The sequence below is a fragment of the Streptomyces sp. AM 4-1-1 genome (genome assembly GCF_029167625.1).
GTDB lineage: Bacteria > Actinomycetota > Actinomycetes > Streptomycetales > Streptomycetaceae > Streptomyces.
Genome location: NZ_CP119145.1, coordinates 6,829,516 through 6,854,960, shown reverse-complemented (window position 1 = coordinate 6,854,960; position 25,445 = coordinate 6,829,516). Strand labels below are relative to the sequence as shown.

The window sequence follows — 25,445 nt, the reverse complement described above, 5'->3', positions numbered from 1 at the left end:
GTTCAGCCGCGGGCGGCGATGGCGCGCGCCATGAGGGGGGCGATGGTGTCGATCTGGTCCATCGAGAAGCCGAAGACCTTCTTGCCGTCGGCGAGGAGAGCGGTGATCTGGTCCTCGGTGGGGACGCTGCGGCCGAAGGTGTGGCAGGCGGCGTTGCCCATCAGTCCGACGAGCACCCCGAGTGAGGCGCCGGCGCCGGTGTGACAGGTGCCGAGGTAGTAGTCGGCCTGTCCGACCCGGAGCTTCATCGCGGCGTCCATGTCGCTGGACTTGACGACCTCGATGCCGTCGAGTCCGAGCTTCTTGATCGTCTCGGTGACCTCGACCTTGCCGACACCGCCGGTGAGGATCTTCGTCATGTCTGGTCCTTCTCTCTGTGTGTACGCCGGGTGCGGGACCGCGCCCGGACGGGTCAGGAGGTGGGGGTGGCCGGTGACTGCTGGGCGAGTACGGCGAGATGCATACCGAGGAAGTTGATCTCGGACTCGGGCAGCTCGGCGCCGAGCCGTTCACGGGCGCGCGCCGAGACCGCGCGGGCGCGGGCGACGGCGTCGGGGTGTCCGGCCAGTTCCGCCGCGACCTGCTCGTCGGTGAGGAACTGCTCGATCGGTTCGCCGTCCAGCAGACGGGTGAGCGCCATCATGAGATGGCTGGTCAGCATGCCCGCGGTCGCCTCGGTGACGGTGCGGCCGTCCGCTTCGAGGGTGGTCAGTTCATCGGTGACGAAGCCGGCGACCTCGGGCCTGACCTGACCGCCCTCACGGAAGAGCTGGATGCGGAGTGCGAGTTGTTCGTCCATCTGTTCCTCCTAAAATCAACAGTAACCAGGATTTTGTATTTTCAGGTCGTGGAACGGGCCGAAGAGGAGAGACGTCGGTCACCGGTCCGTACGGGCCGCGGCCCCGGGGTCAGTACGAGGGGACGCGCTCCCCGCGCAGCACCTCGCTCTGCGCCGAGGTGATGAGGGAGAGGTCGAGCGAGTCCCGCACCGCCGCGAGGGCCTTCGCGCCGTCGGTCCTGCCGATGATCGCCGCACTGGAGTTGCGCAGGGCGAGCTCCCGGGTGACCTCGTCACCGAGCGGAAGTACGTCGACGGCGAAACCTATCCGGTCCTGGACCTCGTCCAGGTTCCAGACGGTCGCGTCGACCTCGTCACGGGCGAAGAGATCACGCAGTTGCATGTAGGACGCCTCCAGCCACTCGATGTCCTCGCGCCCCGCGAAGGCCCGCTCGACCAGCATCCGCTGGTCCTCGGACGCGTGGTCGATCGCCACCCGCAGACCGGGGGAATCGACGTCGGCGCCGCGTCGCAGCAGCAGGCCGTGGGCCCCGACGTAGGTGGCGGGGCCGAGCTCGGCGACGAGCTCCACGGGGTGTTCGGCGATCAGCCGGTCGGCGGCGAAGCGGGACAGGACGACGAGATCGACCTTGCCTTCGAGCAGAGCGTCGGTACGGGTCCCGGCGCCACGCATGAAGGTGATGGCGAACGGGGCGCCCGCCTCCTCGAAGGCGTTGCGCAGTCCGGTCGCCAGTCCCTCGTACCTCCGCGAGTAGGGAAGGGGCATCGCCGCGAGCAGCGTGCCGAGTCCGGCGACCCGCCAGAGCACGGCGCGGTCCGAGTGGACGAGGAAGGTGCCGAGATGACCGCGCGCGGTGGTCCCGATCGCACCGGCCTCCTCCAGGAGTTGCAGCGCCGCCTGGACCGTGCCGTTTCCGCAGCCCAGCTCCTCGGCGAAGTCGCGGACGCGGGGCAGGCGGGTGTCCGGCTCGTGGTTGAGCAGCAGGACGGCGAGCTGCCGGGCGGCGAGGCCGTTTCGAGTGAGTAAACGATCATCGAAAGCGTTCACGAATCAAACAATAAGCAGGATTCTGGATATTGACAAGGGTGCTCTTCGCGCCTTCTCCGGTCGAGGCCGCCGGAGGGCGGGAACGCCCCCGACGACCACGAAGCCGAGGGCGGAGCTGGGGCCTTTCGCCGGGATCAGGCCGGAGGAGGAGGGAGCGGGCTCGCCGTGCGTCGCGAGGCGGCGGAGGGAGTCATGGCGGTGCGAAGCCATGCCGGCCGACGACACCGCCGCGAGATGCGGTGCCGGAGCCCGCGAGAGCCCGGCCTGATCCGAACGAAAGGCCCCAGGCCTGTACGTGCCCGCCGGAACGGGGGTCGCCGGGTGGCGGACCGGGAGGCAGGCCGAGCACCATCAGGTCTCCCCCGCCGGCCGGCTCCGGTACGGCCCGCTTTCCGGGGGCAGGACGGTCGCCGGCACCGGCCCGCCCTACGCTGTCCGTACATCGGCGGGCGTCGGTCGCGGTCACCTCGTTGTGCCGGCGCCACCTCGCCCCCACCCCTCACCGGAGGCCACCCATGGCCCGGATCAGCGTCCGCCCAGGCGTCAACCCCGACGAGCCCGACGTACCGGTCGTGGTGCTTCTCGTCGATCCCGACGGACCGCCGGGCGAGCGGGCCGTCGCCCGGCTCGGCGGTCACTGCTACGAGGGCGACGGCGTCCTGTTCCTGGCGCGGACCGACGGCTGGGCCGAGCACACGCTCGACGCCGACCGCCTGGTGGTCGACGTCGTCGTGCACCCGTACGCGCTGGAGCGGATCGGCGTGGACGTCTCGGCGTTCCCCGGGCACTCGGCGGTCGACCGGGAGGCCGCGTCGGTGCTGCGCGTGAAGGGCCCGGTCGACCCGGGGACGTACGCGCGGGCGGCGCCGGGGACCGTGGTCTTCACCGCGCGTCCCGACCGTACGCTCGACGACGTGCTCACCGACGATGCCGACTGGCCGATGCTGCTCGCGCCCCCGCCCGAGCGGTGAATCGTCCGCCGGACGCGGTTCCCCTAGCACGCGTCGGGGGTGCCGGCGGGGAGCGCGGCGATGGCGTCCGCGGTGTTCGCGGTGTTCACACCTGCTGCGGAGTCCCGGGCGCGCTCCGCAGCGTCCGCGCCCCGTCCTCCGGCGCCGGAGGAACCGGTCCCGCCGAGCCCTGAGCGACCAGTCGGCGGGGATGCCGCCCTGCGGCGGAGGCTGCCCCGGACAGCGATTCCCGGGTGCGGTCAGCCGGCCCACCGTCCGGAGAGGAAGGTGACGGCGAAGACGGTCATCAGAGGGGCCACGATGGCGAGGTAGGCGGTCCTGACGAGGGGGCGCCGCAGGCTCCACGCGGCCAGGCCGGTCCACAGCGGCCACCACAGGAGCGTCGCGCGGGGCAGGGAGGTGTACCAGTAAGAGGTGCCCAGCGCCCACAGGTTGAGGCCGATGTACACGGCTTCGGCCCAGCGTCGCCGCCGGATCAGCAGGGCGCAGAGGGCGACGCCGACCAGCATGGTGAGGAGTTCGGCCTGGTCCATGACGGCGTACCCGGTGGCCTGGGAGTGGCCGAAGGCGGCGTGCCAGGTGTTCCGCCACGCTTCCCAGGGGGCGTGGAAGTCGCGGTACCAGCCGCGTTCCTCCGCGTGTTTCCAGGCCATCCAGTCGCCGGTGTGCGCGTGCAGGTACCAGCTGTGGAGAAGCGGCGGAAGAGCGGGCAGGGCCAGCCAGGGAAGGGCGCGCCAACGGCCGGAGGAGCGGGCGGTGGTGAGGAAGTGGACCGCGAGGGCCGCGGAGAGGAAGAGGCCGCTGACGCGGACGGTGGTGGCCAGGCATGCCAGGACGGCCGCGAGCGGCCAGTTGAGGCGCTGGGCGGCCAGCCAGGCGGGCAGGGCCAGCGAGAGGAAGAGCGCTTCCGTGTAGCCGGCGGCCAGGAAGACCGCGCACGGGGAGAACAGGAAGAACAGAACCGCGCGCTGCCCCGCCTCGTCCGGCAGATACAGCCGGGCGATCCGGGCCAGGGCCAGCACGGCGACGCCTCCGGCGACGAAGGAGATCAGCGCTCCCGCGGCGGACCAGTCGGGGACAAAGGTGTGGACGGCTCGCAGCGCGAGGGGAAAGCCGGGAAAGAACGCCTCTCTGTTGTCCCCGTCGGCCGCCGCTCCCCCGCCGGTCGGCTCCGGGAAGTACCCGTCCTGGGCTATGTGCAGGTAATGCCACCAGTCCCACTGCTGCCACGGCGAGAGGAACGAGGCGGCGTAACGGGATCTGCGGTCGCCGGGAAACAGCCGGCAGGTGCAGTAGGCCGTGATCCAGATACCGACCCGGGTCAGCAGATACAGCCACAGCACCTGGCGGTCGGCCGGGCCGGGACGCGCAGGAAACCTGTCCGGTACGGCCGGACGCGAACGCGTCGGACGGGTGCGGTCGCGGGACGGCCCGGGTGCCGTCCCCGTTCGGACCGATGGGCGCTCAGGACGCCGAGGAGGAGAGGAAAGGCTCATTTCGGTCTTTCTGGAGCGCTTCCGCGCATGCCGAACAGGCCCGTGGGGCGCATGCCTTCACGGGACGGGAGGGGGACGGATCAGCGAGGCGGTTCGGTGCTCCGGTCCCGGGTGGGGGTTTCCGGCCCTTCCGACGTGGTCCGGCCCGGGAAGGGATGGCCCGTCGACGGAAGGCCGGTCGGCGGTGAACTCGTCGACGGTGAACTCGTCCGAGAGGAAGGGGAGCTGGGGGAATCGGCGACGGTCGGCGGTGAGCCGACGCCGGGGGACGACAGTTCGGAGGGGGAAACGCTGTCGGTCGGTGACGAGCCGGTCCGGGGCGGGGACGGTACGGGTGAAGGCCGGGGAGGCGTCGGGGTGGTGGCCGGGACGGTGACGCCCGGACCGGCGGGCAGGAACACGGCCACGGCCGTTCCCGCACCGGAGAGGACCACGCAGGCTCCGACGGCCAGGGCGACGGCCCTGCGCCTGCGCAGCCTTTCGCCGCGCCCGGTGATGAGCGGGAGCGGCGCGGAACGGGCGCGGGACTGGCCGGTGGCGGCGGCTTCCTGGAACAGCGCCCGCAGCGGGTCGTGGGCTTCAGGCACCGGGGACCTCCTCCTCAATACGCGGATCGTGCAGACGACGTGCGAGCGTGGCCCGGCCCCGGCCCAGATGCGTCTTGACGGTGCTGGCCGCGATGCCGGTCTCCGAGGCGATCTGTTCGACGGTCAGATCGCACACGTAGTGCAGGGTCAGCGTGCGGCGCTGTTTGGGCGGCAGCTCCCGCAGCACTTCCACGAGGGCCACAGTTTCGGGACCCGGCGGCTCCACATGGGGCGCGGCGCCGCTGCGCTGCCAGGCATCCGCCGCGCGACGGCGCCCACGCCACCGGCTCACGGCCAGCCGCCAGGCGACCGTACGAATCCACGCCTCCGGCTGTCCGTCACGGTCGAGCTGACGCCGTCGGCTCCAGCCCTTGACGAACGCCTCCTGCACCACGTCCTGCGCCTCGTGCTGATCGCCGAGCATCACGAACAACTGCCCTGTGAGCCGGGCGACCGTCCGCGCGTAGAACTCTTCGAACTCCTCGACGGTCAACAATCAGCTCCTGGATCTCTTCGGTCTCATCAGACATACGCCCGGCACCCCGCGTTCGGACGACACCGCCCCCGAGGAAGTCGGAGTGACGGTCGCCACACCGGTCGCCGGGACCGACACCGGCCCGCCGCCAGGGCCCGGCCGGGCGGTCCGGCGGTCCGACGCCGTGGGGTGTGCGGCTCTGCCCCTCGGCACAGCACTCCGGGCAGCGCCGGTTCGTGAACCCATGCCCATGACCATGACCGAGCTCAGGGTGAACGACAGCCTGTGCGCCCTGGCGGGAGCTGGGACGCGACGACCTGACTCCGGCTCTTCTCACCAGCAGGCTGGAGGACTACCTCCAGGAACTCTTCCGTCGCTTCGGCTGACTGCCCCGGCCCGGAGCGGCGCAGTGAGCCGCGTCGCCGGAGCGGGGCGGGGGCGGGAGATGCAGGGGCGGGGCACGGCCCGCCGGTCCGGTCTCCGCGTTCTTTTGCGGCTCGTCGGCCATTTTTTGTTATCGTCCGGGCCGCAGCCCGTCTCCCAGGTGTGCGAAGTGACAGAACAGGACTCCGGAAGAGTGAGTGCGGCATGGGCGAGGACCACGAGACGGCGTTGATATCCGCGGCGCAGGCCGGAGACCGGAGCGCCAAGGACCGACTCGTCGCGTCCTATCTGCCGCTGCTGTACAACATCGTCGGGCGCGCGCTGAACGGTCACCCCGATGTGGACGACGTCGTGCAGGAGAGCGTCTTCCGTATGCTGCGCGCCCTGCCCGAACTGCGCGAGCCGGAACGTTTCCGCTCATGGCTCGTGGCGATCACGATGAACGAGATACGCGGACACTGGCGCGAGCGGCGGACCGACGCGGTACCCGTCGAGGGCCTGGACGACTCCCACGACGCCGTCGACCCCGGAGCGGACTTCGTCGATCTCACGATTCTGCGGCTCGGCCTGACCGGGCAGCGGCGCCAGGTCGCCGAAGCGACCCGTTGGCTGGACGAGGACGATCAGGAGCTGCTCTCGCTGTGGTGGCTGGAGACCGCGGGGCAGCTGTCCCGGGCGGAGGTGGCGGCGGCGCTGGAACTCTCCCCGGAGCACACCGCCGTACGCGTGCAGCGGATGAAGGACCGGTTGGACACCGCCAGGGTGGTGGTGAGCGCGCTGGCCGCGCAGCCGCGCTGTGTCCTGCTGGAGGACATGACCGCCAAGTGGGACGGGGCGCCCTCGGCCCTGTGGCGCAAGCGGATCGCGCGGCACGCCCGTGGCTGCACCGTCTGTTCGGGGCACGGTTCCGGGCTCGTCCCGGCAGAGGGGCTGCTGGTGGGGCTGGCCCTGGTTCCCCTGGCGATGGCCTTCCCGGGCCGTGCGCCCCAGTTCCTCAGCACCGCGGCGGAGGCCGCCCCCACTCCCCCGGGGGGAGCGGGACGGGCCGAGCGGAGGCGGGGAGAGACGCGTCGCCGCCGCCGCAACACGGCTGTGGCCGCGGCGACCGCCGTGGCCGTTCTGGGTGCGGGAGGGGCGGCGGTACGCCTGTACGCGGACGACGAGAGCCGCGGGGAGACGGTCGTGACGGCGGACGCGCCCGTTGCCGGGACGGCGCCCTCCGTCACCTCTGTCACCCCCGCCCCGAAGCCCTCCCCCTCCACGGCCTCCGCCTCGCCCTCCCCCACGAGGAACGCGCCCCCCACCCCCACCCCGAAGGCCACGGAGAGCGTCGTCCCCACCGCACGGCCCGAACGGTCGCCCACCTCCGCCGCGCCGGAACACAGGCCCGCGCCGCCGGCGGCGCCCGCGTCCCCCGCGTCGGGATCACGCATCCAGCAGGTCACCGGTCTGGTCAACGCCGAACGCGCCAAGTCGGGATGCGGACCGGTGCGCGGCAACGCCCTGCTGGACACCGCGGCCCAGCGTCACTCCGCCGACATGGTGGCGCGGAACTACTTCTCGCACACCTCGCCGGACGGCACGGACCCGGGTGACCGCATCACGGCGGCCGGATACCGGTGGAGCACGTACGGCGAGAACATCGCGAAGGGACAGCGCACGCCCGCCGACGTGATGAGCGCGTGGATGAACAGTCCGGGACACCGGGCGAACATCCTGAACTGCTCGTTCAAGGAGATCGGTGTGGGTGTCCAGGACGGTGGGGACGGACCGGTGTGGACGCAGAACTTCGGCGCCGCGCAATGAGCCGTCCAGTCCGGTGATCCCCCGGTCACCGATCCGGAGTGCCTGGCGTCCACGACCGGTTGGGCGGCGGCCGGCCGCCGGCGGCGGTCCGGCCGCCGGCGTCCGGGTCACCCGGCAGGCGCCTCCTGGCCGCGTTCGAAGACGATCTCGCCGTTGAACACGGTCAGGTCGATCGGGATGTCCGGGATGTCGTGCGGATCGGCCGCGCGCAGGTCACCGCCGAGGACGCACAGGTCGGCGACCTTGCCCGGTTCGACGGTCCCCTTCCAGGACTCGGCGAAGTCCTGCCGGGCGGCGTTGACCGTGTAGGCGCGCAGGGCGACCTCCAGTGTGACGCGCTGTTCGGGGCCGCTCGCCCGCCCCGTGGCCTTGGACTCGCGCAGCAGCATCGCGGTGACGCCCTGACGCCAGTTGGGCTCGGTGATGGGGGCGTCGGAGCTGGCGCAGAGGGCGACCCCGGCGTCCGCCGCGGAGCGCGCCGGCCACTGGTAGTCGGACCGTTCCTTGCCGACGACCTCGTCCATCAGATCGGCGATGGTCCACTTGATCGCCGGGTTCATGTTGACGGAGTAGCCGTGCGCGGCCAGCTTCGCCAGGCTCCGTTCGGATATGAAGTCTCCGTGGATGACGTAGTGCCGGGCGTCGGGACGCGGATGCGCCTCGTCGGCGGCGACGAAGGCGTCCACCACGGCGTCGATGGCCCGGTCGCCGGTGACGTGGACGCCCAGTTGGTGCCCGGCCGCGTGCGCGACCCGGACCATCTCGGTGAGTTCGGCCTGTTGCAGGGCCGCGTCCGCGCCGTGCACACAGAGCGCGCCGTGACCGCCGTCCACATAGGGGTCGTGCATCCAGGCGGTGCCGTTCGGCGGGACACCGTCGGCGAACAGCTTGACGCCGATGACCGCCAGTCGGTCGGCGTCCACGTCGTCGGGCACGGCGAGCCCGGTCAGCCCGGCCGTCACCTCGGCGGCCGAGCCGTCCATCGGCGCGGGCAGCAGCAGCACCCTCACCCGCGACGCCAGCTCGCCCGCGCGGGCGAGTTCGACGTACGCGTCCAGGGTCGCGGTGCTCAGACCGCCACCGAGGATCTGCACACCGCCAGGTCCGAGCCCCGGCTCGGTGTAGCTGGTGATGCCCTCGGCGTGCAGCGCCGCCACCGCCGCGCGGATCGCGCTCTTGCGCTGGGCCACGGTCGCGAGCGGGATCAGCCGCTGCACGGCCGCCTGCGCCGTCTCCTTCAGGATGCCGGTGGGCTCCCCCTCGGCGTCCGTCTCGATCACACCACCGGACGGCGGTACGGAGCCACGGGCGATCCCGGCGAGTTCGAGGGCCTTGGAGTTCACCCAGACCATGTGTCCGGAGAAGTCGGTGAGACAGACCGGGTGGTGGGGGGAGACTGCGTCCAGGTCGTGGCGGTGTGGGCGGCGGTCCCGGTCGGCCAGGCATTCGGCGAGGTATCCGATGTCCCAGCCGAGGCCGGTGATCCAGTCCCCTGACGGGGTGTCGGCCGCTCTCCGGCGCACCGACTCGACGACATCGGCGATCGAGCGCACGGCCGGGTGCCCGACGTTCAGCGCGAACGGCGGCCGGGACAACTGCCAGGCGGCGGCGTGCAGATGGGAGTCGTTGATCCCCGGGAGCACGGTGCGGCCGGCCAGATCGACCACCTTGGTGTGCGGCCCCGCGAGGGCCCGGATCTCGCTGTCGCTCCCGACGGCGACGATCCGGTCGCGTTTCACGGCCACCGCGCGCGCGACGGAGAAGGTGTCGTCGACGGTCAGGACGTCGCCACCGGTCAGGATCAGATCCGCTCTTTCGGACATGGTTGTCTCCAGGGGGAGTTGACAGGAAGGGCGGGCCCGCGCCCGCGTGGCTGCCCGGTGGTGGCGGAGGAGGCCGGTCCGGCCGCGTCGGACCGCCTCAGGGCCGCTTTCGGACCACCGTCGGACCCGCCGCCTCCGGGCCGCCGACGGGAAGGGCCCCTCATCGGGCCCGCGGGGCCTCTTGGAGGAGAGCGGTGTCGGCGAACTGCTCGAACCGGGTCGCGACGCCGTCCTCGCACCACCACACATGGACGAAGCGGGCGGCCAGGCGACGGCCCGTCGCGCGATGGGTCCCGGTGTAGGTACCCACGACCGCGATCGTGTCGTGCCCGTCGACGTACTGCTCGGGCACCGCCTGGAAGTCCTCCCACTCGTCGCCCAGCCGCTGGAAGACCCCGGTCAGGATCTCCTCGGCACCGGTGTAGGTGCCGGCATAGGGGGAACCGGCCATCTCGGTCCACCGCGCGTCCGGCGCGAGCAGGGAGAGCAGTCCGTTGACGTCCCCGGCGGCCGACGCCTCGTAGGACCCGCGGACCGCGTCGAGATTCTTGCTCATGTCATCACCTCGGCTGTTTTCTGGCGGACGGGACCGTCCGGAAGGGCGGGTCCCGGTGCTGCTCGCTCTCCCGGCCGCACCGGGAGGGCGCGGTCACAGGTGGTACGCGTACTCCGTGAACTCCCAGTCGCTGACGAACCGTTCGCAGCGCCGCACCTCGTCGCGCTTGTAGGCGAGGAAGGAGTTCACGAAGTCCTTGCCGAGGATTTCGATGAGCGCGTCGTCGGCCTCCAGGGCGTCGAGCGCCGCCGTGAGGCTCATGGGCAGGGTGGCCGCCTTCGAGGAGTCGTAGCCGTAGCCCTCCAGCGGGGCGGGCGGCTCCTCCCCGGCCCGGACGCCGAGCAGAGCGGCCGCGAGGGTGGCGGCGACGCCCAGGTACGGGTTGGCGCTCGCGTCACCCAGCCGCAGTTCGAGACGGGACCCCGCGCCCCGTTCCGGGGGGATGCGGACCATCGCGCTGCGGTTGTCCAGGCCCCAGTCGATGAGCCAGGGGGCGAGGGTGTCGGGGCCGAACCGTTTGTACGAGTTGACGGTCGGGTTGAGGAGCGCGGCGAGCGCGGGGGCATGGGCGACGATTCCGGCGACGGCGTGCCGGGCGGTGTCCGACAGCCCGTACGCGCCGGCGGGGTCGTCGAAGGCGTTGCCCCCGTCGCCGTCGCAGGACAGGTGCAGATGGAAGCCCGAACCGCCCTCGTCGTTGAAGGGTTTGGCCATGAAGGTGGCCATTCTGCCCTCGTCGCGGGCCAGTTCCTTGACCCCGGCCTTGAAGAGGAAGGCGCGGTCGGCCGCGTCCAGGGCCTCGGAGTGCGTGAGGTTGATCTCGAACTGGCCGCTGCTGAACTCGTGGTTGCCCGCGCTGACGCCCAGTCCCAGGTCGCGCAGGTGGCGCAGGGTGCGGAGCAGGTGCCGGTCCGGGTCGCCGCGGCGGCCCGCCGTGTAGATGTTGCCCGGAGCCTCCGCGTAGCGCTTCCAGCCGGACGGAACCTCAGGCGCCGGGTCGCACAGGTAGTACTCCAGCTCGGGCCCGATGACCGGCCGCAGTCCCTGCTTCGCCCACCGGGCCAGCACGGAGCGGAGCAGATCACGCGGGGACTCGGCGCAGGGCTCACCGGTGGCGGTGTCGGTCGCGTCGCCCAGGCACCAGGCGACCCCCGGTTCCCACGGCAACGGCACGAGGGTGGACAGGTCGGGGCGGACGGATATGTCGGGAAGGCCCGCGTCGAGACCGCCGGCGATGTCCACCGTGTCGCCGAGGGGGCTGGTGTGGTAGACGGCGCGGCAGAAGGCGAGCCCGTGTTCGCAGGCCGAGGGGAAGTGGTCGAGCAGGACGTCCCGGGCGCGGTCGGTGCCCATGAGGTCGGGGAAGGTGACCCGGACGACGTCGATGCCCTGGCCGGCGAGTTGGTCCATGTCCATGCCGCTACCGGTCCCGTGCGGGCTTCTGGGTGCTCATCGGTTGTCTCCTGACGTGGAAGGGAACGGGTGAGGGGGCCGGGCGGGGACATGGGGTCCGGCGGGGGCCGCGGCGCGTGCCCGTCGGGTGGCGATGCCGTCGGCGGGACCCGGCGTGCCCCACCGTGCGGGCCGGGGTGCGGGGTTGGGGTCCGGGGCGGCCGCGGATCGCGGGGCCGCTCCGCGTTTGTCGCGGAGGGCGCCGCCACGTCCGTGCCGCACCGGGCTCCGCCGCTCGGGGCGGTGGGGCCCGGTGCGGACCGGGTTCAGACCGTGCCGAATCGGGAGACCGGCAGGTCCTCGGTGGCCACGTGGACGATGCGCGACTCGGTGTAGACGTCGATGCTGTGCTCCCCGCCCTCCCGGCCGAGCCCGCTGGCCTTGACGCCACCGAAGGGGGTGCGCAGATCGCGTACGTTCTGGGAGTTCACCCAGACCATGCCGGCCTCGACCGCCTCGCTCATCCGGTGCGTCCTGCGCAGGTCGTTGGTCCAGAGGTAGGCCGCCAGACCGTAGCGGGTGGCGTTGGCCAGGTGCAGTGCCTCGGCCTCGTCCGCGAACGGGGTGACGCACACGACCGGGCCGAAGATCTCCTCCTGGAAGATCCGCATGTCCTCGGTGACGTCGGCGAAGACGGTGGCCGAGAGGAAGTTGCCCTCGGGCAGGTCCGCCGGGCGCGAGCCGCCGGCGACGAGGCGGGCGCCCTCCTCCGTACCGATCCGGACGTACTCCATCACCCGGTCGTAGTGCTCCGGGTGGACGAGCGCGCCGAGCTCGGTCGCCGGGTCGTCCGGGGCGCCGACCCGCACCCGGGACGCCCGCCCGGCGAGCCGGCGCACGAACTCCTCGTACACCGGCTGGTGCACCAGGATGCGTGAACTTGCCGTGCAGCGCTCGCCGTTGAGGGAGAAGACGCCGAAGACGGCCGCGTCGAGCGCCCGGTCCAGATCCGCGTCCTCGAAGACCACCAGGGGCGACTTCCCGCCCAGCTCCATGGAGAGCGACTTCAGGTGGTCGGAGGCCGACCGCATGATGGTCTTGCCCGTGGTGGTCTCCCCCGTGAAGGAGATGACCGGCACGTCCGGGTGCGCCACCAGGGCGGCTCCGGCCTCCTCGCCGATGCCGTGGACCACGTTGAAGACGCCCGGCGGCAGCCCGGCCTCCTCCATGATCTCGGGGAGGACGCTCGCGGAGAGCGGGGACCACTCGGCGGGCTTGAGGACGACCGGGCAGCCGGAGGCCAGCGCGGGCGCCAGCTTCCAGGTCTCCAGCATGAACGGGGTGTTCCAGGGAGTGATCAGCCCGGCGACTCCGACCGGCTTGCGGATCACGTAGTTGAGCTGGGCGGAGGCCACCCGGTAGACGTCCTCGCCGAGAGTGGTGATCACGTCGGCGAAGAAGCGGAAGTTCTGCGCGGCGCGCAGTGCCTGACCACGCGCCTGGGTGATCGGCAGACCGGTGTCCCGGCACTCCATGGCGGCGATGCGGTCGTCGCGGGACTCGATGGCGTCGGCGATCCGGCGCAGCACCGCGGCGCGCCCTGCCGCGGGCATCGAGGGCCAGGGGCCCTCGGTGAAGGCCGCCGATGCGGCGGCGACGGCGGCGTCGACATCCTCCTGCTGACCGGCCGCGACGGTCAGGTAGGGCTTGTTGGTGGACGGCTCCAGTGCGGTGAAGGTGGCACCCGAAACGCTGGGGACGTGCTTCCCGCCGATGTAGTGCTCCAGGTTCATTACGCGACTCCCTCGCTCTGTGCCAGTAGTTCGTTGATGCGCGCGACGCCCGCGTCGGTGGGGGCGATCAGCGGCGGCCGGACGTGTCCGGAGTCGATCAGCCCGCGCTGCTCCAGCACCCACTTGGCCGGGGCCGGGTTGGTCTCGACGAAGAGAAGTTCGACGATCGGGTGGAGCGCGTAGTGCAGTTCGAGGGCGGTCTTGTGGTCGCCCTCGGTGTACGCGGTGTACATCCTCGACACGGTCGCCGGTGCCAGGTTGGCGGCGGCGCTGATGAAGCCGATGCCGCCGATGGCCAGCAGCGGCAGACAGAGCAGCTCGATGCCGGACCACATCAGGAAGTCGCGGCCGCAGAGGTTGAGGACGTGCGAGAAGTGCTCGAAGTCCTTGGTGGTCTCCTTGATGCCCACGATGTTGTCGTGGGCCCTGCGCAGCCGCGCCACCGTCTCCGGGGCGATGTCGACCGCCGTCCGGGACGGCACGTTGTAGATGACCAGCGGCATGTCCGGGAACTCGGAGGCGACCGTGGCGTACCAGCGGAAGAGCGCTTCCTGGGTCGGCCGGGCGTAGTACGGGGTGATGACCAGGGCGATGTCGGCGCCCAGTCGCTCCGCCTCCGCGGTCAGCCTCAGCGTCTCGTCCAGCTTGGCGGAGCCGGTGCCCGGCAGGAACGGCACACGGTCGGCCGTCTCCTCGGCGACCGCCGCCATCACGGCGATCCGCTCCTCCACGCTCATGCTCCCGGGTTCACCCGTGGAGCCGCCGGCGGAGATGCCGTGCGAGCCCTGTGCCAGCTGGTGGCGGACCAGCCTGCGCAGTGAGTCCAGGTCCAGGTCTCCACCGGCGGTGAACGGCGTGACCACGGGGGCTATGGACCCGCGGACTGACGCGGGGTCCGAACGGAACTTCATGTCTTCACTCCTTGACGATGACTCGGGGGGCCGGGTGGGATCACGGGGCGCCGTGTTCCTTCTCGTAGCGCTCACGCCAGGCGCGGTTCATGGGGTAGAGGCCGTCCACCGAGGCGCCCTGGTCGACCTGGTCGAGGATGAACTTCTCCTCGGCCTCCTGGGCGGCGGCGTCCCGCGCGACCTCGGCGGCCAGCTTCGGCGGGATGACGACGACGCCCTCGGCGTCACCGACCAGCACATCGCCCGGCATGACCAGCACACCGCCGCAGGAGACGGGGAGTTGGGAATCCATCGGGACGTGCCGGCGGCCGAGTACGGCGGCGTGCGCGACGCCGTAGTAGGCGGGCAGGTCCAGACCGGCGAAGGAGGGGCTGTCCCGCAGCCCTCCGTCGGTGATGACCCCGGCGGCGCCCCGGCGCAGGGCGCGCATCGCCAGGATGTCCCCGAGGGTGCCCGCGCCGTGGTCGCCGCGGGCCTCGATGACCAGCACCTCGCCGGGGCGGATCTCCTCGACGGTGCGCTTCTGGGCGTTCATCCCGCTGCCGATCTCGGCGAAGACGTCCTCGCGCAGCGGGACGTAGCGCAGGGTGCGGGCCGTGCCGACCATCCGCAGATCGGGGCGGGCGGGGCGGACCCCCTCGATGAAGTGGTGGTCGATGCCGCGCTTGCGGAGCTGGGAGGAGAGGGTCGCGGTGGACACCGACCGGAGCGCCGCCTCGGTCTCCGGAGCCAGTACGGGGGCCTGTTCGGGATTCGTGTACCCCGCGCCGTAAGCGGCCGCCCTGGTCGCCTCGGTCACCTGTGGCCGTGCGCCGAGGTCGGCGGGCGCCTCCCCCGCGACGATGTCGCTGCGCAGCCGCCCCGAGTCGTTGAGTTCGACCTCGACCACGTCGCCCGGACGCACGACGGTGGACCCGGCGGGCGTACCGGCGAGGACGATGTCGCCGGGTTCCAGGGTCATCAGCCTGGAGAGGTCGGCGATGAGCAGGTCGAAGGGGAACAGCAGCTCGTCGGTGCCCGCGTCCTGGACGAGCCGCCCGTTGACATAGGTGCGAAGCCGCAGGTCCGCCGGGTCGGTGTCCGTCAGCAGCACCGGGCCCACGGGGGTGAAGCCGTCCTGGCCCTTGGCCCGGAGGTTGGAGCCGAGGTCGGCGTGCTTGTAGTCGTAGACCCCGAAGTCGTTCGCCGCCGCGTAGCCGGCCACGTGGTCCAGAGCGCGTTCACGCGGGACCTGGTGTGCCCGGGTCCCCATGACGATGGCGATCTCCCCCTCGAAGGCGAGCAGTTCGCACCCCGCGGGCCGCACGACCGGGCGGCCCGAACTGGACAGCGACGACGGCGGTTTGAGGAAGTACGAAGGTGCGGCCGGGGTGCGACCACGCTCCTGGGCGCGGCTGCGGTAGTTGAGATGCACCGCGATGATCTTCTGCGGCGCCAGTCCGAGCGGATGCTCCATGCCACCCTCCTTAAAATCGTATACGACATCATGCACGATCAATGGCGAGATGGCGAGTGCCATGGACAACATATTCGACTTCATACATGATTTGCATCAGGCCTCACGTTTGTGATGCAGCTGCCGGACCTCTGGACGACGAGCCAGGGCGACCGGCCACACCTGAGAGGTGGCGTAAGTGGGAGAAATCGTCATGGCGGCCAAGATCACTCATGTGCCGTCGATCTGGCTGTCCATCCAGCCCGGGAAGCACTACGGAATCCGCCGGCCGGCGGAGGAGGCGCTGACCGAGATCGGCCGGCGCGCCCGGGAGCGGGGCGTCGACACCTTCCTCGTGGCCGACAGCCACTGGATGAACAGCATCGGCTTCCATCTGAACGGCAAGGAGCGGCACCAGGCGTCCTACGCCAGCCACGAACTGCCGCACTTCATCCACGACCTGGAGTACGACTACACCGGCGACCCGGAGCTGGCCGAGCTGTTCCGGGAGGAGATCGCGGCCGGCGGACAGAAGGCCAGGGTCCACACCTACAAGGACCTGGGGCTGGAGTACGCCACGCTCGTGCCGATGTACTTCATGAACGCCGGATCGGACATCCGCGTGCTCCCGATCGGCTGCAACATCTACTCCACGATCGACGAGAACCGCAGGATCGGTGAGGCGCTGCTGCGCGCGGTGCGCCGCAGCGACCGCAAGGTGGCCTTCCTGGCCAGCGGCTCGCTGTCGCACGCCTTCCCGCCCAACGAGGTGGCCGAGTCGCTCCTCAACGAGGTCAGCAGCGACTTCAACCGCCAGATCGACCACACCGTGCTGGAGATGTGGACCCAGGGCAGGGCGGCGGAGTTCGTGCAGATGCTGCCCGACTACAACAAGCGCTGCACGGGCGAGGGGGCGATGGCCGACACGGCGATGCTCTTCGGCCTGCTCGGCTGGGAGGACTACACCGGCAAGGGCGAGGTGCTGTGCCCGTACTTCGGCAGCAGCGGCACCGGCCAGGTGGTGGTCGACTTCCCGCTCCCCCAGGTCCCGGCTGCCTGACGGCGCCCCGGAAACCCGGTGCGTTACTATCGAAAATCATATCCAATATTAGGAAGAGGGATGACTCTGATGCCTGACCGTGAAGGACTGGCGGTCCGTACGTTCACTCCGGACCGCCCCGCGGACGTCCCGCCGGTCCTCCTGGTGCACGGTTTCGGCTCGGACGGAAAGACGGACTGGGTGGACACCGGCATGGCCGCCGCGCTCACCGCTGCCGGGCGGACCGTGATCGTCCCGGACCTCAGGGGCCACGGCGCGACCCCGGCTCCGGCGACGGCCGGTGACGTGACCGCCGACAGATGCGCCGACGACCTCCTCGCGGTGCTCGACGCCGCCGGGGCCGGGACCGTCGACATCGTGGCGTACTCGCTGGGCGCCAGGCTCACCTGGGCACTCGCCGACGCGGCACCCGGCCGGGTGCGCCGCGCGGTGCTGGGCGGTCTCGGTCCGGCCGAGCCGTTCGAGGCGGTGGACGTGACGGCCCTTCACCGCGCCGTCGCGGGCGAGGAGGAGCCCGCCGACCCGTTCACCTCGTTCATCGCGGGCATGGTCCGTGCCCACGGGGAGGCGGCCGCCGGTCTGGCGCTCTGCGTCGAGGGGCTGCGCCGGACCCCGTTCCGGCCCTCGCCGTGGGCGGGGCCCGTCGCGCCCGTACTCGTCGTGGGCACGGACGACATGATGGTCAGGGGCACGGACGAGATCATCGGTGTTCTCGGTGCCGCCGAGCTGGTCACCGTGTCGGGTGACCACCAACAGGTGCTCATCGGCGACGAGTTCCGTCACACTGTGGTGAAGGTCCTCGCCCAGTGAGCGCGGTTTCGGCGTCCGGCGCGCATACCGGCCGGACGCCGGCCGCCCGCCGAGGCGAGGCCATTGTCCGTACCGGAGCGAGGGGACCTCAGTGAGTCCGCAGAAGAGCACGGCCACATCGGCGTCGAAGGCGGAGCTCAGTTACGAGCTGTTGCGGTCCCGCATCCTGGACGGGACCTACAGCCCCGGCTACCGGCTCGTCGTGAACCAGCTGGCCAGAGAGACCGGGGTCAGCACCATCCCGCTGCGCGAAGCGGTGCGCAGACTGCAGTCCGACGGGCTGGTGGAGGTGGTGCGCAACATCGGCGCCCGGGTGGCCGAGTTCGACGCGACACAGGTGGAGCACTCCCTTCAGATCCTGGCCCGGCTGGAGGGCTACGCGACCAGGATCTCCGCGCCGCACATGGAACCCGGGCACATCGCCGAGTCGCGACGGATCAACGTCGGGATGACCGAGGCACTGGAGAACTTCGACCCGGCCTCCTTCACCGCGCTCAACCGGGATTTCCACTTCTCCATCTACCTCCACTGCCCCGACCGGCGCCTGAAGGCGCTGCTGGAGTCGGAGTGGGCGCGGCTGGACCACATGCGCCGCTCCACCTTCACGTACGTCCCCGGACGGGCCCGCCGCTCGGTCGAGGAGCACGAGCGGATGCTCGACCTGATCGCCATGGACGCCGACCCCCACGAGATCGAGCGGGTCGCCTGCAATCACAAGATCGCCACGGCCGAGGCCCTGCACGACGTGCAGAAGCCGCAGTAGCCGGTCCGGGGCCGTATCCCCGCCCGCCGCCGAAGGCCGGGAAGGACCGCCATCACGCCGGAGGGGCCCGGCACACCGTGTTCACTCGGTGTGCCGGGCCCCTCCGGTCGTCCGGTGAGGGCCGGATCAGGTCAGCAGCTGGCCGCCGTCGACCTGCACGACGGTGCCCGTGATGTGCGCGGCCCGGTCCGAGGCGAGGAAGGCGACCATCGGGGTGATGTCGTCCGTGGTGGCGATCCTGCCCAGGGGGATGCGGGCCTCCCACGCCCCGCGCGCGTCCGGATCGTCCATCAGCCCGGCCGTCATCGGTGTGTGCACCGGCCCGGGGGCCACCCCGTTGACCCTGATCCCGTGCCCGGCCAGCTCCAGGGCGGCGGTGCGGGTGAGGGCGTCCACGGCGGCCTTGGTGGCCTCGTAGTGCCCGAGACCCGGGGTGGGCTGCCGGGCGCCGATCGAGCTGATGTTGACGATGCAGCCCTTGCGCCCGGCTTCGATCATCCCGGCCGCGACGGTACGGGTGACGGTGAACGTGCCGCGCAGGTTCACCGCGACGACCTTGTCGAAGATGTCCAGGTCCAGGTCGACCAGGAGTCCTCCGCCGGCGACGATGCCCGCGTTGTTCACCAGGACATCGATCGGGCCGAGGAGTTCGGCCACCCGCTCGACCCCGGCGGTGACCGACGCCGGATCGGTGACGTCCACGGTGACGGCCGTGGCACCGATCTCCTTCGCGGTCCGGGCCGCCGCCTCCGCGTCGACGTCCGCGACGGCCACGCGGTCGCCGCCCTCGGCGAACGCCTGGGCCACGGCCCGGCCGATGCCGCTCGCGCCGCCGGTGACCAGGACGGTGCGGGCCGGGGCGGTCATCGGGCCTCCGCGATGATGATGCGCGGGCTGCCCGGCAGCGCACGGGTCTCGACGGGCTCCCAGCCGCCGGCCCGGAGCCAGCCGCGGACCTCGTCCTCGGGGTAGACGGTGGTGCCGTCGATCACCAGGTACTCACCGGCGTGAAGGGCGTCGATGGCACGCTGCTCCTCGTCCGAGTCGAGGAAGAAGTCGAGCAGCAGCAGCGTGGCGCCGGGCTCGGCCGCGGCACGGGCCCGCTCGATGATGCGCTGGTTCTGCTCGGCGTCGAAGCGGTGCGCGACGTGTTCGAGCAGGACCAGGTCGAAGCCGGAGGGGATGTCGCCGGTGAGGATGTCGCCCTCGACGATCTCCACCCGGTCCCCGGCGCCCGCGTCGGCCAGGGTTCCGCGCGCGGGCTCGACCAGTTCGCCCGCGGAGAAGAAGGTGCCGCGCAGCTCGGGTGCCGAGCGCAGCGCCTCGCCGAGGAAGGAGCCGGAGAGTCCGCCGAAGTCCAGCACCCGCCGGTGGCCGGCGAAGTCGTAGTTCTCCGCGAGCATCCTGGCGTGCAGGGCGTTGTACGTCATGACGCCGGCCATGAAGGTGCCGATCCGGTCGCCGCCGAGATCCAGCTCGGCCGGCTTCGCCGTCCGGGTGGTCTCGCCGAAGCCGAGCCAGTGGCCGTAGCTGATGGAGTCGAGGAAGCCGAGGAACGGCCGCAGGTCGACGTCGTCCCCCGCCCCGGCGAGGTAGCGCAGGGTGCTGGGGGTGTTGGCGTAACTGCCCTCCGTACGGGTGAGCAGTCCGAGGCCCGCCATGGAGTCGGCGAGGATACGGGCGGTGCGCTCGGGTATGCCGACGCGGGCGGCGAGGTCCGCGGCGGTCGCGGGGCCTTCCGAGAGGGCCGCGAACAGCCCGGCCTCACTGGCGGCGAAGAGCTGTTTGGCGGCCATGTAACCGACGGCCACGTTCACGATGTCGGCGGGACCCGAGGGGTCGGCGCTGTCCGGACGAAGCGGCATGGATGCACTCCTAGGGGACTCGAAGAATATGCTGGATGCTATACGATAAGTATTCCGGCGGCCAGAGGTCGCACACCGTCATCGGGAGGTTCGCGATGGAGTTCTCAGGGCAGGTGCCCCGGCGCCGACTCGGCGCGGAAGGTCCTGAGGTCCCGGTTCTGGGCCTCGGCTCGTGGAACACCTGGGACCGCATGGACAAGGAAGCGTCCGTCGAGCTGGTGCGCGAGGCGGTCGGCCGGGGGGTCAACCTCTTCGACGTGGCCCACTACAACTTCGGTCCGCACGCGGAGAACGCCGTGACCGACGTGCTGTTCGGAGAGACGGTACGCGCGGCGGGGGTCGCGCGCGAAGACTATCTGCTGTGCGGAAAGCTCTGGCTGTGGGAGTACCCGGCGGCCTCCTTCGCCGGCCAGCTGGACGTCTCCCTGGACCGGGTCGGCACGGACCGGGCGGACTTCGTGGTCGCCGGGGACTTCCTCGGTGACCTGGACATCCCCCGGGTGGTCACCGACATCGCCGAGCTGGTCCGGGCCGGCCGGTTCGACTCCTGGGGGGTCAACAACTGGTCCGCGGACGATGTGTGGGCCGCTCGCCGGTTCGCCCTCGCCGAAGGCATGGTGCCGCCCGCCTTCGCCCAGCTCAAGTACAGTCTGGCCCGCCGCTCGGTGGCGGACGGCGAGCCCTACGGACGGCTGTTCACCGAGGCCGGGATGGGGCTCCAGGCGTCGGACGTGTTCGAGGGCGGCATCCTCGTCGGCAAGCTGCGGCCGCAGCGCAAGATCGGCGCCGATCCGGGTGACATCCGGGACCGCATCCGGGAGTCCTTCCCGCGGGTCCAGGAGGTGGCCGAGCGGTTCGGAGCGACGCCCGCACAGCTCGCCGTCGCCTTCTGCCTGGCCCACCCCGCCGCCGGTTCGGTGCTGTTCGGGGCCAGCAGCCTGCGCCAGTTCCAGGACAACCTCGGCGCCCTCGACCTGCTGGAACGCCACGGTGACGAGTTGCGCGGGGCGGTCGACGGGCTCTGGGCCGACCGCGACGTGGTGGACCCCGGGGCGTCCTGGGGGACGGACGTGCCCGAGCGCGGGTGATGCGTCGTGGTCCACGGGGGTCCTGGCCCCCGTGGACCACGCACACCGAAGAAGGGGACGGCACCGTGCGGGTGTCCGTCCCCTTCTTCCTCGGCCCACGGGCCGTTCAGCCCTCGTGGACCACGCGCCCGTCCAGCACGGTCAGGGACACCGGGACCGAGGGGAGCGCCGCCGCCTCGGTCTCCAGCGGATCGGCGTCCAGTACGCACAGGTCCGCGACCTTGCCCGGCTCGACGGTGCCCTTCCAGTCCTCGGCACCGTCCTGCCGGGCGGGCGTGACGGTGTAGGCCCGGAGCGCCTGCGAGACCGCCAGCCGCTGATCCGGACCGCGCCCGGCGGGGTCCAGACCCCGGTGCGCCACCGCCGCCGCGAGGCCGGCGCGCCAGTCCGGGGTGAGCACGGGCGCGTCGGAGCTGAGGCAGAGCGGGACGCCCGCCGCCAGGGCGTCACGGACGGGCCAGGCGTACGGCAGGACGTCCTCGCCCATCGCCGCGGTGAGCATGGCCCCCGTGGCGACCGCGATCCCCGCCTGGGTGTTGAGCCCGATCCCGGCCGAGGCCATCACGGCCAGCGTGGCCGGGTGGAGGAGGTCGCCGTGGATGACGTAGTGCCGGGCGTCGCGGCCGTCGCGCGCGATGGCCGCGGCGAAGGCGTCGGCGACCACCCGGGTGGTGCGGCTGCCGGTGGCGTGGACCCCGATCTGGTGCCCCGCGGCGTGCGCCGCGTCGATCATCGAGCGCAGTGCGCGCTCGCGCTCGGCCTCGGACCCGCCTTCGACCAGCAGTTCTCCATGGCTGCCGTCGGTGTACGGCTCGTCCGTCCAGGCGTTGCGCATGGGCGGGATGCCGTCCGCGAAGATCTTCACCCCGGCGACCTTGAACCAGCCGGGCACGTCGCCGGGTGCGCGGAACTCCATCAGCCCCCGCCGCAGTCCGGCGGCCGTGCTCGCGCCGTCGAGCTCCCCGAAGAGCGTGAGGGCGGTGACCCGGGCGCTCAGCCGCCCCTCCGCCGCCAGGTCCGCGTAGTCGCGCAGGGCCGCCGATCCGAAGCAGCCCGTGGGCCCGTCGTCCTCCCCGGGACCGAGTCCCGGCTCGGTGTAGCTGGTGATGCCCAGGGAGGACAGCAGCTCCCCGGTGCGCAGGATCGCCCGCCGCCGGTCGGCGCTGTCCTCAAGCCGGACGGCGGGGCCGCCCCCGTGGTGCCCGTCCGCCCCGCCGCCCTCCCCGGCCGTGGGCTCCGGAGCCGTCATCTGGTCCATCAGCAGGGCGGGCCACATCGCGCCGAGCCAGACGCCGTGCAGATGGCTGTCGTTGATGCCCGGCAGGACCGCGCGTCCGCGCAGCGCCACGACCCGCGTGCCCGGTCCGATGAGCGGCGCGACCTCGTCCGCGGCACCGACCCTGGTGATCCGGCCGCCGGACACCGCCACCGCCTCGGCCACCCGGCCGACCGCATCCATGGTGTGCACCCGTCCCCCGGTGAGCACCAGGTCGGCCGTCCCGGTCTCGTTGCAGTAATCGTTGTGCATCTTCTTGCTCCCCACTATGGACACCGTCGATAGGGCTGTTTACCGTACACGGAATCAGATACGATTTGCGAGTGCCCAACCTTTGGTGGCACCCGGGCAAGCGGAGGTTGACAATGCCCCTGCATTCCGAGGCGCAGCGGATCTTTGACCGCAGCAGCGCTGACATACCGGACGAGGCCATGCCTCTCGATGCCCAGGCCATGCGTGACGAGTTCCGCCGGACCTGGCAGACAACCGACCGCCTTCGGGCCGTCGGCAGCACGACCCGCGCCGCCGTCGTACGGACGCCGGCCGGGACATGCGGTGGAGGCCGGGAATGACGGCCCCCGCGCTCGCCCTGCGCAACGTCAGCATCAACCGGGCCGAGGTCCCCGTCGTGCACGACGTCTCCCTCGTGGCCGCCCAGGCCGAGGCCACCGTGCTGCTGGGCGCCAACGGCGCCGGCAAGACGACCCTGATGGACGGCATAGCCGGCCTGGCCAAGGTGACCGCCGGCACGATCGAACTCGACGGACGGCCGATCGGGAAGCTGGCCACGTACCGGCGGGCACAGGCGGGACTGGCCTATGTGGAACAGGCGCGCACGGTGTTCCGGACGCTCACCGTCGAACAGAACCTGCTGGTCTCCCAGGCCGGCGCCGGTGATCCCGCCACGGTCTACCGGCTCTTCCCCGAGCTGGAGAAGCGCCGCAAGCTCCAGGCCGGGCACCTCTCCGGCGGCGAGCAGCAGATGCTCGTGCTCGGCCGGGCGCTGATATCCGATCCGAGGACGATCGTCATCGACGAGATGTCCTCGGGCCTGGCGCCCGTGGTCGTCCAGCGCCTCATGCGGGCGGTGACCGACCTGGTCGGCCTCGGCATCGCGGTCCTGCTGATCGAGCAGTTCGCCAACCTCGCCCTGGAGATCGGCAGCCACGCCTTCGTCCTGCGCAAGGGCCGCGTCGTCTTCGACGGCCCCTGCGCGGAACTGCGGGGGGACGCCGACCGACTGCACGAGTGCTACTTCGGCCGGGTCTCCGAGCACGACGGCTCCCCGCTTGCCACCGCCGGTCCCGGCGCGGCAGAGAGCGAGTGAACATGATGTCCTTCGACAAACGACCGCTGGGCCTGGGGCTCGCCGCCGCGGTGCTGGCCGTCGTGCTGGTGCCGATGGTGCTGCCGCCGTACTGGGTGTACCTCGCCATCACGGCGGTGGTCAGCGCGGTGATCATGCAGAGCTACGGCGTCATCGTCGGCCGGGTCGGTGTGATGTCGCTCTGCCAGATGTCCTTCGCCTCCATCGGCGCCTGGGTGGTGCTGCGGCTGAACATGGCCGACGCGCCCGGCGGCTTCGTCCTCTGGCTGCTGATCGGCGGCCTGGCGGCCGTACCGGTCGGCGTGGCCATCGGGCTGCCCGCGCTGCGCATCCGCGGGGTCAACCTCGCGGTCGTCACCTTCGGCTTCGCGGTGTCCGCGGACATCGTCCTCAACGCCAACCAGTTCCCCGGCACCTCCGAGCTCAAGACGCTGGAACGGCCGGAGCTCTTCTACGACGACGGGCAGTACTTCGGGCTCGCGGTCATCGTCTTCACCGTGCTGGCCGTCGGGCTGGCCCTGCTGAACCGGACCCGGCTCGGCATGTCCTGGATGGAGCTGCGCCACTCGGAGCGCGCCGCCGCCGCGCACGGCATCTCGGTCGCCCGCAGCAAGCTCGCCGGGTTCGCGATCAGCGCGTTCATCGCGGGCGTCGGCGGCGGGCTGATGGCCGGGCAGCTCGGGCTCGTGGTGCCCAACAACTTCGCCATGATGCAGTCCCTGACCCTCTTCGCGGTGGCGATCCTGATCGGTCCGCACAACCCCGAGGGCGCGGTCATCGGCGGTGTGTTCGGTGCCGTGATGTCGACGATCCTGGAGAAGCTGCGGCTGCCCCAGGACCTCGGCGGGATACTGTTCGGCTTCGGCGCGGTGCTCGCCCTGCGCAGTGGGGTGAACCAGACGGACTTCACCCGTGGCCGCAAACGGGAGCGCGCGGCCCGCAAGCTGCTCGAAGAGCTGGAGTCCGCCCCGGGCGGGTCCGGACCCTCACCGGAGGAAGCCGGTGCTCCGGCTCCGGTCGCACCGGCCGTGGTCACGAGCGGCGGGCCGTGTCTGGCGGTGACTGGCCTGACGGTGCGCTACGGAGAGGTGGTCGCGCTCGACTCGGTGGACCTCGTCGTCCCCGCCGGCAAGGTCGTCGGGCTCATCGGGCCCAACGGCGCGGGCAAGTCGACCTTCATCTCCGCCGTCACCGGCTTCGTCGGTGGCTACGAGGGCGGCGTCGAACTGGAGGGCAAGTCCCTCGACCGGCTCAGCCCCAGCTCCCGGGCCCGGCAGGGAATGCGCCGCACCTTCCAGACCACGGCCATCGCCCCCGAACTCACCCAGTACGAGTACCTGGCGATCGGCGCGGGCCGCGCGCTGCCCCGGGAGGAGGCCGACGAACTCCTGAAGTTCTTCGGGTGCCCTCCGGGCCAGGTGCCCGTCTCGATCGTCGACGTCGGCAGCCGGCGCCTGCTGGACGTGGCCGCCGCCATCGCCGCCCGTCCCAAGGTGGCGCTGCTCGACGAGCCGGCGGCCGGGCAGTCGGCCGCCGAGTCCCTGGTGCTCGGCAGGCGTCTCGCCGAGGTGCCGGCCCGCTTCGGGGTGTCGGTCCTGCTGGTCGAGCACGACATGGACCTCGTCCGGGCGGCCTGCGAGCAGGTGACGGTGCTCGACTTCGGCCATGTGCTCGCCTCCGGCCCGACCCGGGAGGTCCTGGAGGACCCGGTGGTGATGGCGGCCTACCTCGGCACCGCCGAGGTACCGGCCGGCTGACCGGCGGCGCCGGCACCACCCGT

At 71.6% G+C, this 25,445-nt stretch carries 24 protein-coding genes and 1 pseudogene; 10 read left to right on the top strand and 15 right to left on the bottom strand.

All coding sequences use genetic code 11. The annotated features are described in order from the left end of the window. Positions 1-2 precede the first annotated feature (2 nt). From PZB75_RS29130 to yhfZ, 3 genes are all read right to left on the bottom strand, one after another. Entirely contained in the window at positions 3-359 is a 357-nt protein-coding gene (locus tag PZB75_RS29130) for a DUF2620 domain-containing protein (RefSeq protein ID WP_275538281.1), read from the bottom strand. 53 nt (positions 360-412) lie between these two features. Continuing rightward, complete coding sequence (locus tag PZB75_RS29125) at positions 413-799, bottom strand: PRD domain-containing protein (RefSeq protein WP_275538280.1); 387 nt, start codon at positions 797-799, stop codon at positions 413-415. Positions 800-908: 109 nt separating this feature from the next. Further along, complete coding sequence (gene yhfZ / locus PZB75_RS29120) at positions 909-1,847, bottom strand: GntR family transcriptional regulator YhfZ (protein ID WP_275538279.1); 939 nt, start codon at positions 1,845-1,847, stop codon at positions 909-911. Positions 1,848-2,362: 515 nt separating this feature from the next. On the opposite strand from yhfZ, the gene PZB75_RS29115 reads away from it, so the two are divergent. Then, entirely contained in the window at positions 2,363-2,818 is a 456-nt protein-coding gene (locus PZB75_RS29115) for a hypothetical protein (RefSeq protein WP_275538278.1), read from the top strand. 239 nt (positions 2,819-3,057) lie between these two features. On the opposite strand, the gene PZB75_RS29110 is transcribed toward PZB75_RS29115, so the two are convergent. The 3 genes from PZB75_RS29110 to PZB75_RS29100 form a co-directional block, all read right to left on the bottom strand. Further along, complete coding sequence (locus tag PZB75_RS29110) at positions 3,058-4,314, bottom strand: mannosyltransferase family protein (RefSeq protein ID WP_275538277.1); 1,257 nt, start codon at positions 4,312-4,314, stop codon at positions 3,058-3,060. A gap of 80 nt (positions 4,315-4,394) precedes the next feature. Continuing rightward, on the bottom strand, positions 4,395-4,901 hold the full coding sequence (locus tag PZB75_RS29105; RefSeq protein ID WP_275538276.1) for a hypothetical protein: 507 nt from the start codon (positions 4,899-4,901) through the stop codon (positions 4,395-4,397). Next, positions 4,894-5,394, bottom strand: a complete 501-nt coding sequence (locus PZB75_RS29100; RefSeq protein ID WP_275538275.1) for a SigE family RNA polymerase sigma factor — start codon at positions 5,392-5,394, stop codon at positions 4,894-4,896. Before PZB75_RS29100 ends, PZB75_RS29105 begins: the two co-directional genes overlap by 8 nt. Before the next feature lie 272 nt (positions 5,395-5,666). Here PZB75_RS29100 and PZB75_RS29095 point away from each other — a divergent pair. Together PZB75_RS29095 and PZB75_RS29090 are read left to right on the top strand one after the other, a co-directional pair. Further along, positions 5,667-5,762 (top strand): annotated as a pseudogene (locus tag PZB75_RS29095) (aminoglycoside phosphotransferase); the annotation flags it as partial. A 202-nt stretch (positions 5,763-5,964) separates the two neighbouring features. Beyond that, on the top strand, positions 5,965-7,566 hold the full coding sequence (locus PZB75_RS29090; RefSeq protein ID WP_275538274.1) for a sigma-70 family RNA polymerase sigma factor: 1,602 nt from the start codon (positions 5,965-5,967) through the stop codon (positions 7,564-7,566). Positions 7,567-7,673: 107 nt separating this feature from the next. On the opposite strand, the gene PZB75_RS29085 is transcribed toward PZB75_RS29090, so the two are convergent. From PZB75_RS29085 to PZB75_RS29060, 6 genes are all read right to left on the bottom strand, one after another. After that, on the bottom strand, positions 7,674-9,389 hold the full coding sequence (locus PZB75_RS29085; protein ID WP_275538273.1) for an amidohydrolase: 1,716 nt from the start codon (positions 9,387-9,389) through the stop codon (positions 7,674-7,676). A 160-nt stretch (positions 9,390-9,549) separates the two neighbouring features. Further along, a complete protein-coding gene (locus PZB75_RS29080) occupies positions 9,550-9,945 on the bottom strand; it encodes a nuclear transport factor 2 family protein (protein WP_275538272.1) in 396 nt (131 codons plus the stop codon). Between the two features lie 93 nt (positions 9,946-10,038). Then, positions 10,039-11,355 (bottom strand): glutamine synthetase family protein, encoded by a 1,317-nt coding sequence (locus PZB75_RS29075; RefSeq protein ID WP_275538908.1) that lies wholly within the window; start codon positions 11,353-11,355, stop codon positions 10,039-10,041. A gap of 308 nt (positions 11,356-11,663) precedes the next feature. Further along, a complete protein-coding gene (gene hpaE / locus PZB75_RS29070) occupies positions 11,664-13,130 on the bottom strand; it encodes a 5-carboxymethyl-2-hydroxymuconate semialdehyde dehydrogenase (RefSeq protein ID WP_275538271.1) in 1,467 nt (488 codons plus the stop codon). Further along, the gene (dapA, locus tag PZB75_RS29065) at positions 13,130-14,041 is read right to left on the bottom strand and encodes a 4-hydroxy-tetrahydrodipicolinate synthase (protein ID WP_275538270.1); all 912 of its coding nucleotides are present in this window, start codon (positions 14,039-14,041) and stop codon (positions 13,130-13,132) included. Before dapA ends, hpaE begins: the two co-directional genes overlap by 1 nt. A 40-nt stretch (positions 14,042-14,081) precedes the next feature. Then, positions 14,082-15,497, bottom strand: a complete 1,416-nt coding sequence (locus PZB75_RS29060) for a fumarylacetoacetate hydrolase family protein (protein ID WP_275538269.1) — start codon at positions 15,495-15,497, stop codon at positions 14,082-14,084. A 178-nt stretch (positions 15,498-15,675) separates the two neighbouring features. Here PZB75_RS29060 and hpaD point away from each other — a divergent pair, with 178 nt between their 5' ends. The 3 genes from hpaD to PZB75_RS29045 all read left to right on the top strand — a co-directional run bounded on the left by hpaD (position 15,676) and on the right by PZB75_RS29045 (position 18,109). Then, on the top strand, positions 15,676-16,536 hold the full coding sequence (gene hpaD / locus PZB75_RS29055) for a 3,4-dihydroxyphenylacetate 2,3-dioxygenase (protein ID WP_275538268.1): 861 nt from the start codon (positions 15,676-15,678) through the stop codon (positions 16,534-16,536). A 69-nt stretch (positions 16,537-16,605) separates the two neighbouring features. Continuing rightward, a complete protein-coding gene (locus PZB75_RS29050; protein ID WP_275538267.1) occupies positions 16,606-17,346 on the top strand; it encodes an alpha/beta fold hydrolase in 741 nt (246 codons plus the stop codon). A gap of 91 nt (positions 17,347-17,437) precedes the next feature. Further along, complete coding sequence (locus tag PZB75_RS29045; RefSeq protein ID WP_275538266.1) at positions 17,438-18,109, top strand: GntR family transcriptional regulator; 672 nt, start codon at positions 17,438-17,440, stop codon at positions 18,107-18,109. Positions 18,110-18,235: 126 nt separating this feature from the next. Here the strand turns inward: PZB75_RS29045 and PZB75_RS29040 are convergent, their stop codons facing one another. Then, the gene (locus tag PZB75_RS29040; protein WP_275538265.1) at positions 18,236-18,976 is read right to left on the bottom strand and encodes an SDR family NAD(P)-dependent oxidoreductase; all 741 of its coding nucleotides are present in this window, start codon (positions 18,974-18,976) and stop codon (positions 18,236-18,238) included. Beyond that, the gene (locus PZB75_RS29035) at positions 18,973-19,974 is read right to left on the bottom strand and encodes a methyltransferase (protein WP_275538264.1); all 1,002 of its coding nucleotides are present in this window, start codon (positions 19,972-19,974) and stop codon (positions 18,973-18,975) included. The genes PZB75_RS29040 and PZB75_RS29035 overlap by 4 nt, the downstream gene beginning before the upstream one ends. 35 nt (positions 19,975-20,009) lie before the next feature. Between PZB75_RS29035 and PZB75_RS29030 the strand changes: the two genes are divergently transcribed. After that, positions 20,010-21,062 carry an aldo/keto reductase gene (locus PZB75_RS29030; RefSeq protein ID WP_275538263.1) on the top strand — a complete coding sequence of 351 codons (1,053 nt, stop codon included), beginning with the start codon at positions 20,010-20,012 and terminating at the stop codon, positions 21,060-21,062. 106 nt (positions 21,063-21,168) lie between these two features. On the opposite strand, the gene PZB75_RS29025 is transcribed toward PZB75_RS29030, so the two are convergent. Continuing rightward, positions 21,169-22,605: an amidohydrolase family protein gene (locus PZB75_RS29025; RefSeq protein WP_343286266.1), complete on the bottom strand. Its 1,437-nt coding sequence runs from the start codon at positions 22,603-22,605 to the stop codon at positions 21,169-21,171. A gap of 98 nt (positions 22,606-22,703) precedes the next feature. Here PZB75_RS29025 and PZB75_RS29020 point away from each other — a divergent pair, with 98 nt between their 5' ends. The 3 genes from PZB75_RS29020 to PZB75_RS29010 are packed head-to-tail and all read left to right on the top strand — an operon-like array spanning position 22,704 to position 25,422. Then, the gene (locus tag PZB75_RS29020; RefSeq protein WP_275538262.1) at positions 22,704-22,910 is read left to right on the top strand and encodes a hypothetical protein; all 207 of its coding nucleotides are present in this window, start codon (positions 22,704-22,706) and stop codon (positions 22,908-22,910) included. Beyond that, positions 22,907-23,665 (top strand): ABC transporter ATP-binding protein, encoded by a 759-nt coding sequence (locus PZB75_RS29015; RefSeq protein WP_275538261.1) that lies wholly within the window; start codon positions 22,907-22,909, stop codon positions 23,663-23,665. Before PZB75_RS29020 ends, PZB75_RS29015 begins: the two co-directional genes overlap by 4 nt. 2 nt (positions 23,666-23,667) lie before the next feature. Beyond that, positions 23,668-25,422 (top strand): ATP-binding cassette domain-containing protein, encoded by a 1,755-nt coding sequence (locus tag PZB75_RS29010; protein ID WP_275538260.1) that lies wholly within the window; start codon positions 23,668-23,670, stop codon positions 25,420-25,422. Positions 25,423-25,445: the final 23 nt, after the last annotated feature.

What these genes read in the sequence shown, in the direction of transcription:
- PZB75_RS29075 (WP_275538908.1), bottom strand. Translation starts at nt 11,355, where the DNA reads ATGGACCAACTCGCCGGCCAGGGCATCGACGTCGTCCGGGTCACCTTC.
- dapA (WP_275538270.1), bottom strand. Translation starts at nt 14,041, where the DNA reads ATGAAGTTCCGTTCGGACCCCGCGTCAGTCCGCGGGTCCATAGCCCCC.
- hpaE (WP_275538271.1), bottom strand. Translation starts at nt 13,130, where the DNA reads ATGAACCTGGAGCACTACATCGGCGGGAAGCACGTCCCCAGCGTTTCG.
- PZB75_RS29060 (WP_275538269.1), bottom strand. Translation starts at nt 15,497, where the DNA reads ATGGAGCATCCGCTCGGACTGGCGCCGCAGAAGATCATCGCGGTGCAT.
- PZB75_RS29090 (WP_275538274.1), top strand. Translation starts at nt 5,965, where the DNA reads ATGGGCGAGGACCACGAGACGGCGTTGATATCCGCGGCGCAGGCCGGA.
- PZB75_RS29125 (WP_275538280.1), bottom strand. Translation starts at nt 799, where the DNA reads ATGGACGAACAACTCGCACTCCGCATCCAGCTCTTCCGTGAGGGCGGT.
- PZB75_RS29080 (WP_275538272.1), bottom strand. Translation starts at nt 9,945, where the DNA reads ATGAGCAAGAATCTCGACGCGGTCCGCGGGTCCTACGAGGCGTCGGCC.
- PZB75_RS29115 (WP_275538278.1), top strand. Translation starts at nt 2,363, where the DNA reads ATGGCCCGGATCAGCGTCCGCCCAGGCGTCAACCCCGACGAGCCCGAC.
- PZB75_RS29035 (WP_275538264.1), bottom strand. Translation starts at nt 19,974, where the DNA reads ATGCCGCTTCGTCCGGACAGCGCCGACCCCTCGGGTCCCGCCGACATC.
- PZB75_RS29130 (WP_275538281.1), bottom strand. Translation starts at nt 359, where the DNA reads ATGACGAAGATCCTCACCGGCGGTGTCGGCAAGGTCGAGGTCACCGAG.
- PZB75_RS29030 (WP_275538263.1), top strand. Translation starts at nt 20,010, where the DNA reads ATGCTATACGATAAGTATTCCGGCGGCCAGAGGTCGCACACCGTCATC.
- PZB75_RS29020 (WP_275538262.1), top strand. Translation starts at nt 22,704, where the DNA reads ATGCCCCTGCATTCCGAGGCGCAGCGGATCTTTGACCGCAGCAGCGCT.
- PZB75_RS29085 (WP_275538273.1), bottom strand. Translation starts at nt 9,389, where the DNA reads ATGTCCGAAAGAGCGGATCTGATCCTGACCGGTGGCGACGTCCTGACC.
- PZB75_RS29010 (WP_275538260.1), top strand. Translation starts at nt 23,668, where the DNA reads ATGATGTCCTTCGACAAACGACCGCTGGGCCTGGGGCTCGCCGCCGCG.
- PZB75_RS29110 (WP_275538277.1), bottom strand. Translation starts at nt 4,314, where the DNA reads ATGAGCCTTTCCTCTCCTCCTCGGCGTCCTGAGCGCCCATCGGTCCGA.
- PZB75_RS29015 (WP_275538261.1), top strand. Translation starts at nt 22,907, where the DNA reads ATGACGGCCCCCGCGCTCGCCCTGCGCAACGTCAGCATCAACCGGGCC.
- PZB75_RS29050 (WP_275538267.1), top strand. Translation starts at nt 16,606, where the DNA reads ATGCCTGACCGTGAAGGACTGGCGGTCCGTACGTTCACTCCGGACCGC.
- PZB75_RS29040 (WP_275538265.1), bottom strand. Translation starts at nt 18,976, where the DNA reads ATGACCGCCCCGGCCCGCACCGTCCTGGTCACCGGCGGCGCGAGCGGC.